The organism is Methylovulum psychrotolerans, from assembly GCF_002923755.1.
Classification (GTDB): domain Bacteria; phylum Pseudomonadota; class Gammaproteobacteria; order Methylococcales; family Methylomonadaceae; genus Methylovulum; species Methylovulum psychrotolerans.
Window position 1 is genome coordinate 253,177 of record NZ_PGFZ01000001.1, and the last position, 14,411, is coordinate 267,587.

The 14,411-nt window shown below is 54.4% G+C and carries 11 protein-coding genes; 7 read left to right on the forward strand and 4 right to left on the reverse strand.

What is annotated here, in order from left to right; all coding sequences use genetic code 11:
- The first annotated feature begins 201 nt into the window (after window positions 1-201).
- Both AADEFJLK_RS01220 and AADEFJLK_RS01225 read left to right on the forward strand, forming a co-directional pair.
- Complete coding sequence (locus AADEFJLK_RS01220) at window positions 202-2,670, forward strand: sensor domain-containing diguanylate cyclase (protein ID WP_103973027.1); 2,469 nt, start codon at window positions 202-204, stop codon at window positions 2,668-2,670.
- A 249-nt stretch (window positions 2,671-2,919) separates the two neighbouring features.
- A complete protein-coding gene (locus tag AADEFJLK_RS01225; protein WP_103973028.1) occupies window positions 2,920-4,959 on the forward strand; it encodes a tetratricopeptide repeat protein in 2,040 nt (679 codons plus the stop codon).
- Window positions 4,960-4,977: 18 nt separating this feature from the next.
- On the opposite strand, the gene AADEFJLK_RS01230 is transcribed toward AADEFJLK_RS01225, so the two are convergent.
- From AADEFJLK_RS01230 to AADEFJLK_RS01245, 4 genes are all read right to left on the reverse strand, one after another.
- Window positions 4,978-5,967, reverse strand: a complete 990-nt coding sequence (locus AADEFJLK_RS01230) for an alpha/beta hydrolase (protein ID WP_103973029.1) — start codon at window positions 5,965-5,967, stop codon at window positions 4,978-4,980.
- Between the two features lie 482 nt (window positions 5,968-6,449).
- Window positions 6,450-7,445 carry an RNA polymerase sigma factor RpoS gene (gene rpoS, locus AADEFJLK_RS01235; protein ID WP_088618155.1) on the reverse strand — a complete coding sequence of 332 codons (996 nt, stop codon included), beginning with the start codon at window positions 7,443-7,445 and terminating at the stop codon, window positions 6,450-6,452.
- Between the two features lie 184 nt (window positions 7,446-7,629).
- Window positions 7,630-8,613, reverse strand: a complete 984-nt coding sequence (locus tag AADEFJLK_RS01240) for a peptidoglycan DD-metalloendopeptidase family protein (RefSeq protein ID WP_103973030.1) — start codon at window positions 8,611-8,613, stop codon at window positions 7,630-7,632.
- A gap of 5 nt (window positions 8,614-8,618) precedes the next feature.
- Entirely contained in the window at window positions 8,619-9,107 is a 489-nt protein-coding gene (locus tag AADEFJLK_RS01245) for a DnaJ domain-containing protein (protein WP_249027951.1), read from the reverse strand.
- A gap of 103 nt (window positions 9,108-9,210) precedes the next feature.
- Here AADEFJLK_RS01245 and mobB point away from each other — a divergent pair, with 103 nt between their 5' ends.
- The 5 genes from mobB to AADEFJLK_RS01270 all read left to right on the forward strand — a co-directional run bounded on the left by mobB (window position 9,211) and on the right by AADEFJLK_RS01270 (window position 14,210).
- On the forward strand, window positions 9,211-9,732 hold the full coding sequence (gene mobB, locus AADEFJLK_RS01250; protein ID WP_088618157.1) for a molybdopterin-guanine dinucleotide biosynthesis protein B: 522 nt from the start codon (window positions 9,211-9,213) through the stop codon (window positions 9,730-9,732).
- Window positions 9,729-10,973 carry a molybdopterin molybdotransferase MoeA gene (gene moeA / locus AADEFJLK_RS01255; protein ID WP_103973032.1) on the forward strand — a complete coding sequence of 415 codons (1,245 nt, stop codon included), beginning with the start codon at window positions 9,729-9,731 and terminating at the stop codon, window positions 10,971-10,973. Before mobB ends, moeA begins: the two co-directional genes overlap by 4 nt.
- Before the next feature lie 250 nt (window positions 10,974-11,223).
- Complete coding sequence (gene mpl / locus AADEFJLK_RS01260; protein ID WP_103973588.1) at window positions 11,224-12,582, forward strand: UDP-N-acetylmuramate:L-alanyl-gamma-D-glutamyl-meso-diaminopimelate ligase; 1,359 nt, start codon at window positions 11,224-11,226, stop codon at window positions 12,580-12,582.
- A gap of 141 nt (window positions 12,583-12,723) precedes the next feature.
- Window positions 12,724-13,632, forward strand: a complete 909-nt coding sequence (cysD, locus tag AADEFJLK_RS01265) for a sulfate adenylyltransferase subunit CysD (protein WP_088618159.1) — start codon at window positions 12,724-12,726, stop codon at window positions 13,630-13,632.
- Between the two features lie 35 nt (window positions 13,633-13,667).
- A complete protein-coding gene (locus tag AADEFJLK_RS01270; protein WP_088618160.1) occupies window positions 13,668-14,210 on the forward strand; it encodes a DUF4124 domain-containing protein in 543 nt (180 codons plus the stop codon).
- Window positions 14,211-14,411: the final 201 nt, after the last annotated feature.

Sequence of the window (14,411 nt, forward strand, 5' to 3'; positions counted from 1 at the left end):
CATTACTTTATTTGTTAAGGGCAGGCCGAGCCACTTAAAAGGGTCTTGTTATTCGTATGGTTACAAAATTGCCCGCCCTGGGTTAATGGCAACCCGAAAATGAGCGTTCTCGCCATCCTCATAATAGTAGCAAAAACAGTTCTACATATCCCTTAAAATAAACGCCAACAGGGCGTAAGGTTTGATGAGCATAGAAAATATATGATTGACCCTGGATGCAACAATTTGTCGCCCACCTTAGTGCCGAAGGCAAACGGGTTACCTGATGACATTGCGCAAAATTTCTTTGCACAGATGCCGAGTGGCGCGGTGTTCTGCAAAATGCTTTACCGGAACGGTCAGCCGGAAGACTTTGTTTGCCTTTATAGCAATCAGGCCTTCCATGCCCAAACCGGCTTGGGGCCGGTGGATGGTCTGCGCATCAGCGTGGCCGTTCCCGGCATTCTTGAGGCCAATCCAGAATTTTTAACCGTTTTTGGCCGTGTCGCTGGGGGTGGCAGTGCCGAAAGCTTCGAAACGTTTGTTGACGGCCTACAGCAATGGTTTTCGGTGCAGGCGTGTAGCTCCAAACCCGGACATTTCATCGCCGCGTTCAATGCTATCAACCAACGCAAAGTTGCCGAGGAATCCTTAGTTGCCAGCGAAAAGCTGTATAGGGGCTTGCTAGAAGACCAAACAGAAACTATCTGCCGTTTTAAAGCCGACGGCAACCTCCTCTACGTCAATGACGCTTTTTGCAAATTACTCGGCAAATCCAGGGAGGCTTTGCTTGGGCTTAGCTGGCATCCCAGTGTATGGGATGAAGATTTGCCGTTGGTCAATGCAAAACTGGCTACCCTGTCACCCGGCAATCCGGTCGTCACGATTGAAAACCGGATTATTGCGGTACATGGCGAAATACGGTGGGGGCAGTTTGTCAACCGAGCTTTTTTTGACGGGCAAGGCGATTTATTAGAGATACAGGCGGTTGGCCGCGACATCACCGAACAAAAGCTTTCCGAAGCGGCAAATGCCGAACTCTACACCCGGCTGGCGAAAATTTCTTCCCGCGTCCCTGGGGTCATTTACCAATACAAATTACGGTCTGATGGCAGCTCTTGCTTCCCTTACGCAAGCGAGGCCATCCGTGACATTTACCGGGTGACACCGGAAGCCGTGCAAGACGATGCCTCCGCCGTGTTCGCCATCTTGCATCCTGACGATTATGCCGGGGTCGCCGATTCGATCAGACAATCGGCGGCGACGCTTGAACCTTGGCAACAAGAATACCGTGTCCGGTTTACGGATGGTTGTGTCCGCTGGTTGTACGGTAATGCCGTGCCTAGAAACGCCTCCGACGGGTCAGTTATCTGGGATGGTTTTATTACCGACATTACCGAGCGTAAATTGCTGGAGGACAGGCTCCGGGTATCGGCACAAGAGCTGCAAGACCTCTATGACCGTGCGCCGTGCGGCTACCATTCCATTGACGTTAACGGCGTTTTTACTAATATCAACGACACCGAATTGGCGTGGTTGGGTTGCGGGCGCAATGAACTGGTCGGCAAGAAGCGCATTAGCGAGTTTATGACTGCTGAGAGTAAGGAACGGTTTAAAGTCACGTTTCCGCAGTTTATAGCAGCAGGCCATATTGAGAATGTGGAATTTGAACTGGTCGGCAAAGACGGTGCCATACGGCAAGTCAGTGCCAATGCCACGGCCATCAACGACAGTGTCGGCAACTTTGTCAAAAGCCGCAGCGTCTTGCACGACATTTCCGAGCTGAAGAAAATCCACAACGAACTCATGCTGTTAACTGCCGAACAACAGGCGATGTTGGATAACGAATTGGTGGGCATTGTGAAGGTGCGTAATCGGCACACCATCTGGATAAACTCGGCAATGGAGCGTATTTTCGGTTATGGCGAGGGTGAGTTGGATGGGCAACCAAACAGGATACTGTACTTAGATGAGCGGTCTTACCAAGAAATAGGCGCCGCCGCTTACCCTATCCTTAAGGCGCACGGCATTTACCGCACCCAACTTAAGATGCGCCGTAAAGACGGGGAGGTCATCTGGATTGACCTTAACGGGATGCAATTGCCTGGGGATAGCCGGGATTCGGTGTGGATGTTGTTGGACATCACCGCATCTAAGCGCTACGAACAGGAAATTGAACGCATCGCCTTCCATGATGTGTTGACAGGCTTACCGAACCGGAAATTGATTACTGACCGCCTGAAACAGGCGTTAGCCTTGGCGGAAAGAAACCATCATCCGCTCGCGGTTTGCTACCTTGATCTTGATGGCTTTAAGCCCGTTAACGACCAATATGGCCATGCCGCAGGTGACAAGTTGCTGATAGAAATTGCCCGCCGGATGCAGGAGGCCGTCCGTGTTAACGATACGGTTGGCCGTCTTGGCGGTGATGAGTTTGTCTTGTTGCTGACAGGCCTGAAACAAATCGATGAATATCGGCCCGTGTTGCAACGGGTTATTGATGCCATCAATGCGCCTTTTTCAATAGGCCAAAGGCTGGTCACGGTCGGTGCCAGCATCGGTGTGGCGCTCTTTGCGCGTGACGGCGATAATCCTGACATGCTGTTGCGGCACTCTGACCAAGCCATGTATCAGGCCAAAAAGTCGGGGCGTAACCGGGTTTGCCTTTATCAGGCTGAAAGTAATGGGTAGGAAATAATTCAGGTAAACGCTAAAGGGTACGGGTCTTGGAGCGCGGGCATCTTGCCCGCCTTTGCGGGCAAGATGCCCGCTCTCCAAAGAGGAGGCCGCTTCACGATAAGATTTGCCGGGGTTAATTTTATTCAGGTTCCTTATCTTCCGGCTCTTGTATGGGAGGCGTTAAATCTCCAGAAAACCGCTTGCCCAACGCTACCTTGGTGTTAAAATTCCCGGCACAGCTAACTACCGCAGCGCACAGCCATGACCGGACAAACCCATTCAGGCACAGGTCACATTATTGGACGCGATTACTCTGTTATTGATCGGCAGATAACGGTCAATGGGGTGTATTACGAAAAATCGGAGATCCACTACCATAACAGCCCGCCCATCCCTCGCCACCTGACCGCCACGCCATTCATCCCCGACGTGTTCCAAGGCCGTGAGGAAGATTTGACGGCGATACGCGCTAAGCTGGCAGCAAACAACCAGCCCTTGCTGTTGGTCAACGGCCAGGGCGGTATCGGCAAAACCTCGTTGGCGGCGATGTATTGGCAAACTTACCAAAGCCATTACGCCCACACCGCTTGGTTGTATGCCCCCAGCCGTTTGGACGATGCCTTGCTGATGCTGGCCTTGCCTTTGCAAGTGGGCTTCCCCGATGCGATGCCCACGGCGCAACGTTTGGAGGTGCTGCAAGCCGCCGTCGCCAACCTCACCGCGCCCTGTTTGCTGATTATTGACAACGCCAATAATGCCGAAGAGCTGGGGCGACACTGGGGCTTTTTACATGCCTGCACCAACTGCCATATCCTGCTCACCAGCCGCCTGAACGGCTTTAACGGTGCTGACCATTACCCGATTGCGGCCTTGCCGGAAGATGTGGCCTTAAGTGTCTTCAATAGCCATTACCCGCAGCACGTGACAGCAGATGACGGGCTGTTTTTTGGCATTTATCAAGCGGTGGGAGGCAACACGCTGGTGCTGGAGCTGTTGGCGAAGAACTTAGCGGTGCTGAACCATGACGAAATGACCTACAGCCTAGGTGACTTACTGAAAGACCTGCAACAGCGCGGCTTGTTGCGCTTAGCAAAAAACCAACCTGTGCGCATCGCGGGCAAAGGCCAACTCCCCTGCTTACAAACCGCCACCCCCGCCGCTATTATTGCCGCCCTGTATGATGAACTGGAACAAATCACCCCGTTAAGCGCAGCCGAACAATGGGCGTTGTGCAATCTGGCGGTACTGCCCGCCGAAAACCTGCCTTTCCCTTGGTTAAAAGACCTGTTGGTTTTTGACCTTAGCCCAACACCCTGTAAGAATATCTGGCATAGGATAACCGCGTGGCTGAAACCCCGCCCACCTGCCGCTGCCCCAACCCTTTCCCAAATCCTCAGCGGCTTGGCGGCACGCGGCTGGCTGGAGAACAGCACCCAAGACGGTATAAGCCGCTACAAAACCAGCCCCGTGGTGCAGGAAATCACCCGCCATAAAAACTCGGGACGCTTGCCGAGTTATTGTGCGGACTTGGTCGTTAAGTTGACCTACAAACTGGCTTATGAAGCTGGCAACGGGCATTTGCTCAACACCAGCTACGCGGATGCGGCGGCTTACTGCCGCCATGCCGAAACGGTCACGGCTTGGTTGCCTGATAGTAAAAAACTTGGCTTATTGCGTACAAATATAGGCAGTTACCACCTAACCACCGGCAACCTGGACAAGGCCTTGAGGGTTTTTATCGATGATCATGCGGTCATGGCGGCGCTCCACCAGCGCGAACCGGATAACCTGGACGTTAAAAACGATCTGGCGGTGGCCTGCCAACACTTAGGCAACACCCACACCACGTTGGGTGACCTGGAACAGGCTTTGCGTTGGTATCAAGAATTTCACTATCTGATACAGGAACTCCATGCCGCCGCCCCCGGCCATCTGGACTTTAAAAACAATTTGGCGATTGCCTGCCAACACTTGGGTGTTACCTATGCTACGCTGGGCGACCTACAACAGGCCTTGCGCTGGTATCAGGACTACCACCGTCTGGCACAGGAACTCCATACCGCCGTCCCCGATCATTTGGATTTTACCAACAAGCTAGCCGTTGCTCTCTGTTTTTTAGGCCTGCATTATGAACAACAGGGCAATTTCCCCTTAGCCTTGGACTATTATCAGCAAGCCCAAGCCCTATTGGCGGAATTAGTCGCTAAGTCGCCGCTTTATGTGGGGCTTAAAGAAAGGCTAGCTTGGGTCAATGGGCGAACGGAAAAGCAGGGAGAACAAGCGCAACAGCTTTTGGGCTAAGCTACGCCACTGGCTAACTTAATCAGTGCGTATGTCAACACCAAGGCGGCTTTGGGCGTAATGGTCGGCGGTGGAGGGCAGGGGGCTGTTTGGTGTGGTGATCCAAGCCAAGATGTCTTGGCGGACGGTGGCGGCGTCAAGGTCGCGGAGCAGCATGTGGTAGCCGTTTTTATAAAAGGCGATGGTTTTGGCTGGGCTTTGGCTAAAGGTTTGGATGAATTGCCGGGTCGGGGTGGGGGGGATGAGTTGGTCGTGGTCGCCGTAGAGCAGGAGGCTGGGTTGCGGGAGTTGTCCGGCTAGGCCTAGGGTCGCGTCCATTAAATCGGCGAGGCCGTACATGGCTTCGACGCGGGTGGCTTTGATGACTTGCGGGTCTTTGCCTAAGGCGCGGAGCATGGGGATGTTGTCGGAGGCGAGGATTTTTAGGCCGCGTCCGGTCAAGGTTAGTTTGGGGACGGTGTGGGCGAGCGTCCACAGCAGCGGCGGCTGGTACCAGGGCATGGTGGCGCGCGCCCAGACGGCGGGGGCGACGAGGATGAGGCCGTTGACGGGCGGTGCGTCGGCTTGACTAAAGGTGTTGATGACCACCGCCCCGCCCATGCTTTCGCCGAGGACGAACAGGGGGGTGTCGGGGTGGCGGTGTTGGACGAGGCGGACGAAGTTGTTGAGGTCTTGGCTTAAGGTGGCGGCACCGCTCCAGCCGCCGCGTTGGGGGCTGCCGCCAAAGCCGCGTTGGTCGTAGGCGTAACTGGCGATGCCGTGCTGGCGGAAAAATTCGCCGCTGTCTTGGAAGAAGTGGCTGTAGTCGTTAAAGCCGTGCAGGGCGACGATGATGGCTTTGGGTGGCTGTTCGGGTCGCCAGCTTGCTAGGGGCAGTAGGGTCGCGTCGGCAGTCAGGTAGCGGTGGGGCAGGAGTTGGGCGGTGGTCACAGGTGTGCCTGCGGGCTGGATATGCGGCATACAGGCGGACAGTAATAGGGTGAGTAGGCTGGTGAGTAAGTGGCGCATAAGGCTGGGGGCTTAGGAACGTGTATGAAATAAACTCTGCTGAACAAGCGAAAGTACGGCAACCCCCTCCCTCCTGAGCGAAGCCGAAGGGTTCCCCCTTGGCAGGGGGAGGGGCTTTTTCCCCTGATTTTCGTCTGTACGACAGGGAAGGCATAAGCTCCCTCCCCTGCCAAGGGGAGGGGTGGGGTCACTGCCATTAAGTTAAGAGTTTATGTATTATATTTCAATAATGTAGGGATTAGATTAATCCGTTCGTGGTGAGCCTGTCCCACAGGGACTTCCGCTGGTCGTCGAACCATGGACGGATTAACCGCCCACCCTTCGACAAGCTCAGGGCGAACGGTTAATCCTACTTGGCGTTATACTAACACATAACATACTGATTAATAATACTAAATTCTTAACTTAATGGCAGTGAGGGCTGGGGTGGGGTTTAACACGCAGAGATGAATAGAACGCCTACTTAATTTTATGCACGTCCCTTAGTTGAAAATCTCTTCAAAGGAGTAGCCGTGGGTGTGCATGATCTCTTTGAGCTTTTTTAGGCCTTCCATTTGGATTTGGCGGATGCGCTCGCGGGTTACGCCGAGTTCTTGGGCGACTTGTTCCAGTGTCCATTCTTGGTAGCCGCACAGGCCGTAGCGGCGGCAGATCACTTCGCGCTGTTTGTCGGGCAGCTCAAAAATCCAATGGCAGATGTTAAGCCGGATGCCTTCGGCTTGGATGTGTTCGTCATGGGGCAGGGCGGTGTCGCTGGACAAGGAGTCTAGGATGGGTTTGTCAAATTCTTGCAGGCTGGGTAAATCCACCGAGGTGACGCGCTCGTTGAGTTTGAGCATTTTTTCCACTTGCGGCAGGGGGCGGTCCAGGTGCGTGGCGATGTCTTCGGGGGTGGGTTCGCGGTCCAGCAACTGCGCGAGATGGCGCTGCGCCTTAAGGTACACATTCATTTCTTTGACGATATGGATGGGCAGGCGGATGGTGCGGGTTTGGTTCATGATGGCGCGTTCTATCGCCTGTCTGATCCACCAGGTGGCGTAGGTGGAGAACCGGAAGCCTTTGTCGGGGTTGAATTTTTCCACGGCGCGGATGAGCCCCAGGTTGCCTTCGTTGATGAGGTCGAGCAAGGGCAGGCCGCGGTTGATATAGCGGCGGGAAATTTTTACCACCAAGCGCAGGTTGCTTTCGATCATGATGTTGCGGGCGGTTTGGTCGCCTTGCTGGGCTTGTTTGCCGTAAGTGACTTCCTGTTCGGCGGTCAGTAACACCGAGCGGCCCAGTTCGCTCAGATAGGTGCGGGTGGCATCGAAATCTTGGGGGGCTTTGCTTTTTAGTGCGGCGACTTCGGTGTCTAAGTCCAGCAGTTCTTGTGGGTTAATAGTCCCGGCAATTTCGCTGTCTTCATCAAACGTAAACGTTTCATCATCAAGCGTTGCCGTAATGTCATCATCCGCTGGTACTAGCAAGGTTTCATTCATAAATAAAGTTCGGAATTATCGGGTTAAGGCTTTGTCCGGTGCAACATTGCCCCGCCTGCTAATTTTATTGCGGCCTAGAGTGTCCGCGTCTGGTAAGGCTATCGGATTTTGTGCTGTAAAAAGGTTGCGCTCTGCCGTTCCGTGCCTTACCCGGCTAGCGCCTAAGCCAGAACCCTGAATGGTGCTATTTGGCTAAGAAATTCAGCGGGTCTACGGGTGTGCCGTTTTTTCTTATCTGAAAATGTAGGCTGTAGGGCCCGTTAGCCGCCGTGCCGATTTCGGCAACGGCTTGCCCGGCCGCCACGTTTTGGTCTTCTTTCACAAGAATGCGGCTGTTATTGGCATAAGCGGTCAAATAAGGGCCATTGTGTTGGATGATCAGCAGGTTTTTTAGGTTGCTTAGGCCTTGACCGATGTAAACGACGCGTCCGGCTGCTGCCGCTACCACCGATTGTTTGTTTTTGCTTTCTATATCAATCCCTTGTTTATTTGATTGTGCGAAGCTTCTGAGGATGCGGCCTGTAATAGGCCATCTATAGCCTAACTTTACCATTTTTTTATCGGTAACGGGAGTGTCACGTTTTTTCTCAGCCAACGGGACAGATTTGCTGGCGGCGGCGGTATTACTGGCTTTGCGCGGGTTGATTATAGCGTTTGGCGCGGTTTTTTTAAGGGGGGGAATTGTGAATTTTTGAACTGCGTCACGTTTTTCTGGGGCGGGTATGGGATTTGCTTGCTTTTGCTCAGGCACAGGCTCTTCGGGCGGCTCGAACAATTGCAGGGTTTGCCCTTCGCTGACGCGGTAAGGCGAGGGTAAACGGTTCCATTGTGCCAGATTTTGGAACACTTGGCCCGTTTTTACACTGATGGAATACAGGGTTTCGCCCGGTTGGACTTGATAATATTTTTTTGCCTCCAAGGCGGGGGCTTTGGTAGGGGCTTTTTTGGCAAGGCTTGCCGTAGGTTTCGGCAGCTTGGCAGGTAGGGCTTTGCTGGGCGCGGGGGCATGGGCGGCGGTTTTGGGCGGGGCGGCGGGGCTTTTCGCCGCTGGCGTTTTCTTGGGCGCGGCAGGTGCAGGAGGTTCGGCGGCACTTGGCGGGGTTACGCCGAAGAGGGCGGCGAGGGTCAGGGAGATTAGAAAAATCGGCTGGGGGGCTCGGCGTTTCATAAGCGTTAGGGATTGAGCAAGGTTTTTTTTGCCAGATTGATTTTGGCGGCGAGATAATCCGAGCCGCCCCGGTCTGGATGGTTTTTTAGCATTAGCCGCCGATGCGCGGCGAGGATGTCAGATTCGGTTGCCCCCGGTTTTAAGCCGAGGATTTCGTAGGCTTCGTCGTGGCTCATGCCGCCTTTAGGGCGGGCGGAATGTGCCGAATGTTGGCCTTGTCCACCACCCTGCTGTGTCCAAAAACGGTGCAGATGCGGTAAGATAGCGGTAAGCAACGGCATTAGCCGTAACAGCAAGGCGGCAATAAGGGTGATGAAGGCCGCTAAGGCGTTGAGGTTTCCGGTCAGTGCCAACAGTAACAGGCCCCCGCCGCATAAGCCCCAAATCAAGGTGCGGGTGGGTCGCCGCCCGGGCGGAAAGGCTTTTTTCAAGCTGCCGCGTAAGGCAAAATAGCCGATAATGGCCAGCAGTAATAAGAAGATGATGCGGATCAAAGCGGGCTCCGTAAATAATCGGTTGGGCGGGATTAAATAGAGGTTAAGCCCATAATACCTTAGAATAGCTTGCACAAGATAACAGTCTGATGAATTGGCATCCATGCAATATTCGCAAATCCCCGTACTCGGTTTTGTCGCCGCCAGCGGTACCGGCAAAACCACGCTTCTGACAGCGCTGATTCCGCTGTTAAAAAACCAAGGCTTACGGATTGGCCTGATTAAACATAGCCACCACGATTTTCAAATCGATCAGCCCGGCAAGGACAGCTTTCGCTTACGCGCGGCTGGGGCTTCCCCGGTGCTGTTGGTGTCCCGCCACCGCAGCGCTATGATTACGGACATCTTACCCGTGTGTGAGCCGCAGTTGGCCGAAAGCTTACGCCAGTTCGACCAGACGGGAGTGGATTTAGTTCTGGTCGAAGGCTTTAAAGCGGAAAAATTTCCTAAGATTGAATTGCACCGCCGAGAGCTAGCGCAGCCCTTGTTATATCCTGACGACCCGGATATTATCGCGGTCGCCAGTGACGAGGCTTTGGATTTGCCGCCGCCGTTGCCGTGCTTGGACATTAACCGTCCGCAGCAGCTTGCCGAGTTCATCATGACGCAGGTGTTGGCAGCATGATCGACAGTTGCGCGTATGAGGCAAAACCGCTGTTGACCGTCGCCGAAGCCTTGGCGCGGATTTTGGCGGCACTGGCACCGATAGCAGACACGGAAACTGTCACCTTATCCGCCGCTTTGGGGCGGGTTTTAGCCCATCCGGTGACGGCGCAGACCAATCTGCCGCCCGAACGGAATGCGGCGATGGACGGTTATGCCTTTGCTGGCGCGGATGTCAGCGCCGATGCCGCCGTCACTTTGCAGTGTGTCGGTACGGCGTGGGCGGGACGGCCTTTTCAAGGTATGCTGCAAGCCGGGCAATGTGTGCGGATTTTTACCGGCGCGGTGGTGCCGCCGCAAGCCGATTCGGTGGTGATGCAGGAGCAAGTGCGCGTTGACGGCGCGGCGGTGCGAGTGCCACCCCAGCCTAAACCGGGGCAAAATGTCCGCCAAGCCGGGGAAGACGTGCGGCTCGGTGCGTCGTTGTGCGCCGACCATACCACCTTAAGCCCCGCCGATTTGGGGCTGTTGGCGGCGGCGGGGGTGGCACAGGTAGCGGTGGTGCGGCCTTTGCGCATTACCTTTTTTTCGACGGGCGACGAGCTGGTCGGTTTGGGGCAAGCCTTGGCCTCTGGGCAAATTTATGACAGCAACCGTTATTTGTTAGGCGGTTTATTAGCTGATCCGCGTTATCAGGTCACGGATGGCGGGGTACTGGCCGATGATCCGGGGCAATTGGAGGCGGCGTTGCTTAAGGCCGCTGCGACGGCGGATGTGCTGATCACCACGGGCGGCGCGTCGGTGGGTGAGGCGGATTATATCCGGGCATTATTGGCGCAGCGCGGGCAGGTGGCGTTTTGGAAGCTGGCGATGAAGCCGGGCAAGCCTTTGGCGTTCGGTACGCTGGCGGGTTGCCATTTTTTCGGCTTACCCGGCAACCCCTTGGCGGTGATGGCGACTTTTCGGCAGTTGGTGCAGCCGGGTCTGCACTGCTTGTTGGGTCTGCCCTACCAGCCGCCGCTACGGCTGCTGGCTACCTGCACCAGCCTGTTAAAAAAATCCCCTGGGCGGCAGGAGTTCCAATGCGGCATTTTCAGCCAAGCCGCCGACGGCAGTTTGACGGTCGCCTCGGCGGGTTTGCAGGGTTCGCATGTGCTAAGCACGTTGCATAAGGCCAACTGTTACATCGTCTTGCCCGCCACTTGCCAAGGTGTACAGCCCGGCGAGGCGGTATGGGTTGAGCCGTTTAATGTGCATAGTTAACAGCATTTTTCTGGCGTTGCGGGTAGACTGGCAACTGATATGCTTTCGTTGCGTAGGTCGGGCAAGCGGTTCTGCCCGATATTTTCCAATGCTGCCGGATGTGGCCTTGTGCGCAGCCAAAAGGCACGGCAAACCGAACGGCTGCTGTCGGGCAGAACCGCTTGCCCGACCTACCCATTAATTTAATGGCAATGGCGCGGCCTGTTAAAAAAATTCATAACATAACTAAACCGTGCAACGGGATGACACAGTGCATATTCATATTTTAGGTATTTGCGGGACATTTATGGGCGGCTTGGCGGTGATTGCCAAGCAGTTGGGGCATCGGGTGTCGGGGTCTGACCAAAACGTCTATCCGCCTATGAGTACGCAATTGGCAGCGCAAGGCATCCAATTGCTCTCCGGCTATCGGGCGGAGAATTTGGCCGAACGCCCCGATTTGGTGATTATCGGTAACGCCCTGTCGCGCGGTAATCCTGAGGTGGAGGCGGTGCTGAATTTGGGCTTGCCCTACCTGTCTGGCCCGCAATGGTTGGCCGAGCAGGTGTTGCAAGGCAAATGGGTGTTGGCGGTGGCGGGTACGCACGGCAAAACCACGACTACCAGCATGTTAAGCTGGATATTGGCTTATAACGGCCTCGAACCGGGTTTTTTGATTGGCGGTGTTCCGCTGAACTTTGGCGTGTCGGCGCGGCTGGGCGGCGGTGAGTTTTTTGTGATCGAGGCCGATGAGTATGATTCGGCATTTTTTGACAAACGCTCAAAATTTGTCCATTATCGCCCGCGTACTGCGATTTTAAATAACCTTGAATTTGACCATGCGGACATTTTTCCTGACTTGGACGCGATTAAAAAGCAATTCCACCATTTGGTCAGGACAGTGCCGGGTGAGGGCTTGCTGATTAGCCCGGTCGCCGACGCTAACCTGAATGATGTGTTGGCGATGGGCTGCTGGACAAAGGTGGTCGGCACGTCAATTGCTGGTGAAGGGCAATGGGATGCGCAGTTGCTGAAAGCGGACGGCAGTTTGTTTAAGGTATTTTTTGCCGGCAGCGAGCAGGCTACGGTGGCATGGGGGCTGACGGGCCGGCATAATGTCTATAACGCGTTGTCGGCATTGGCCGCCGCTGCCCATGTTGGGGTGCAACCTGCCGACGCGGTCGCCGCTTTGGTGCAGTTCCGTAATGTCAAGCGGCGTATGGAGGTGTTGGCGACCATCAACGGGGTCACGCTGTATGATGATTTTGCCCACCACCCGACCGCCATCGCCACGACCTTAGACGGTTTGCGCCAGCAAGTCGGGGCGCAGCGCATCATCGCTATTGTCGAGCCGCGCTCCAATACCATGCGCATGGGCGTACATAGCCAAACGCTGGCCGCTTCGTTAAGCCAAGCGGATGTGGCGGTCATTTATCAGCCGGAAGCGTTGGGTTGGGATTTGACGGCCTTACAACAGTATGCCGATAATATCGAAATCTGCCCGTCGCTGGAGGCCATTATCGCGCGTGTGCTGGCCGAGGCCCCGCAAGGCGGGCATGTCGTGCTGATGAGCAACGGCAGCTTCGGCGGCATTTATCAGCACCTGCAAACCGCTTTACAACAGCTTTAATGATCACCTTAAATTAAACACCTTGCAATAGTGGAGAGACATGGCGGGAATTGGTATTAACTGAGGCTTCAAATTTAGTATAGGGCGCGGCTTGAGCGTCTGATTGACATAGTGTTTCACCCAACTTTGACGGACTTTTAAATGACCGATTATAAATTAACACATCTTAAACAGCTGGAAGCTGAGAGCATTCATATCATTCGTGAAGTGGCAGCTGAATTTGAACGTCCTGTGATGTTGTATTCGATAGGCAAAGATTCGGCGGTCATGCTGCATTTGACCATGAAGGCTTTTTATCCGGGCAAACCGCCTTTCCCTTTGCTGCATGTCGATACGACCTGGAAGTTTAAGGAAATGATCGCTTTCCGTGATGACTGGGTTAAGCAGTTGGGCTTGGATTTGCTGGTGCATATTAATCAGGACGGGGTTGAACAAGGTATCGGCCCGTTTAGCCACGGCAGTAAGAAACATACTGACGTGATGAAGACCGAAAGCCTTAAGCAAGCCTTGAACAAATACCAATTTGATGCCGCTTTCGGCGGGGCTCGCCGTGACGAGGAAAAATCGCGGGCTAAAGAGCGGGTTTATTCGTTCCGCGACAAAAACCATACCTGGGACCCGAAAAACCAACGCCCCGAATTATGGAACATTTACAACGGTAAGATCGATAAAGGCGAAAGCATCCGCGTGTTCCCGCTGTCGAACTGGACGGAGCTGGACATTTGGCAATATATCCATTTGGAACAGATTCCTATCGTGCCGTTGTATTTTGCTAAAGAACGTCCGGTGGTCGAAAAAGACGGCATGTTAATCATGGTCGATGATGAGCGTATGCCGATAGGCCCGGATGATAAGGTTGAAATGAAGATGGTACGGTTTCGGACTTTAGGCTGTTACCCGCTGACGGGTGCGGTCGAGTCCACGGCGACAACCTTGCCGGAGATTATCCAAGAGATGTTATTAACGACCACTTCCGAGCGTCAAGGCCGTTTGATCGACCATGACCAATCCGGCTCTATGGAGCAGAAAAAACGCGAAGGGTATTTCTAACACCTCGTTTGCTTTGGCTGACTGCGGGAGTTTTTATGGCTATTCATCAGATGGCGGTTAATCGGTTACTGTGCTTAAGCCTGCTGTGCGTGTCTGCGGGCAGTTATGGCGGCGTGTATAAGTGCACCGATAGGTATGGCGGTATCGTTTATTCGGATACCGAATGCGCCACCCGTGCCGACCGCCAGCCTGTCAATACCGCAAGCTCCCCGGCGGTGGGGTCTTTGGCTCCGTCTGCCCCAAAACTGCCACACCACCCAGCCGTCCCTTCCGTCAGTGAGTTGATGGATAAGGTGCAAGGTCGGCTTAAAGATTTGGGCGGCAAGTTCGGCGGCGGTTCGGCCAATACCGTTTTACCCGGCCCTGTGGCGGCGGGCGGCGGTTTGGATGCCAATAATTTGGATGTCAACAGCTTGGATGTCACGCAATTGACGCAAGTGTTGCAGGCCTTACAGGCTTTGCAGTGCGGCGATAATGCGGCTTGTCTGGATACGGTGGCTTGTAATGAGGCCGGCGTATTAATGGGGCTTTGTACAGACCCGGCGTTGGCGAATAATAATGGCGGGGCCTACCGCTAAAGCGGTTGTATTTTTATCTGATGTTACGCGGCCACTTTTGCGATATTGAAAAATGTAGTGATGAGTCGCTGTCGCGACGGTTTTTTAATCGGGTTCTCGCACCCGAAGGCGAGATACTTTCTTTTGCTCCGCCAAAAGAAAGTATCCAAAGAAAAGGCGGCCCGGTTGCCGCTTGATCCTGCGCTTCTCGGTTTTGTCGGG

Excerpts from the sequence above, each read along its gene's own strand:
- AADEFJLK_RS01220 (WP_103973027.1), top strand. The coding sequence starts at position 202 with ATGATTGACCCTGGATGCAACAATTTGTCGCCCACCTTAGTGCCGAAG.
- AADEFJLK_RS01225 (WP_103973028.1), top strand. The coding sequence starts at position 2,920 with ATGACCGGACAAACCCATTCAGGCACAGGTCACATTATTGGACGCGAT.
- AADEFJLK_RS01230 (WP_103973029.1), bottom strand. The coding sequence starts at position 5,967 with ATGCGCCACTTACTCACCAGCCTACTCACCCTATTACTGTCCGCCTGT.
- rpoS (WP_088618155.1), bottom strand. The coding sequence starts at position 7,445 with ATGAATGAAACCTTGCTAGTACCAGCGGATGATGACATTACGGCAACG.
- AADEFJLK_RS01240 (WP_103973030.1), bottom strand. The coding sequence starts at position 8,613 with ATGAAACGCCGAGCCCCCCAGCCGATTTTTCTAATCTCCCTGACCCTC.
- mobB (WP_088618157.1), top strand. The coding sequence starts at position 9,211 with ATGCAATATTCGCAAATCCCCGTACTCGGTTTTGTCGCCGCCAGCGGT.
- moeA (WP_103973032.1), top strand. The coding sequence starts at position 9,729 with ATGATCGACAGTTGCGCGTATGAGGCAAAACCGCTGTTGACCGTCGCC.
- cysD (WP_088618159.1), top strand. The coding sequence starts at position 12,724 with ATGACCGATTATAAATTAACACATCTTAAACAGCTGGAAGCTGAGAGC.
- AADEFJLK_RS01270 (WP_088618160.1), top strand. The coding sequence starts at position 13,668 with ATGGCTATTCATCAGATGGCGGTTAATCGGTTACTGTGCTTAAGCCTG.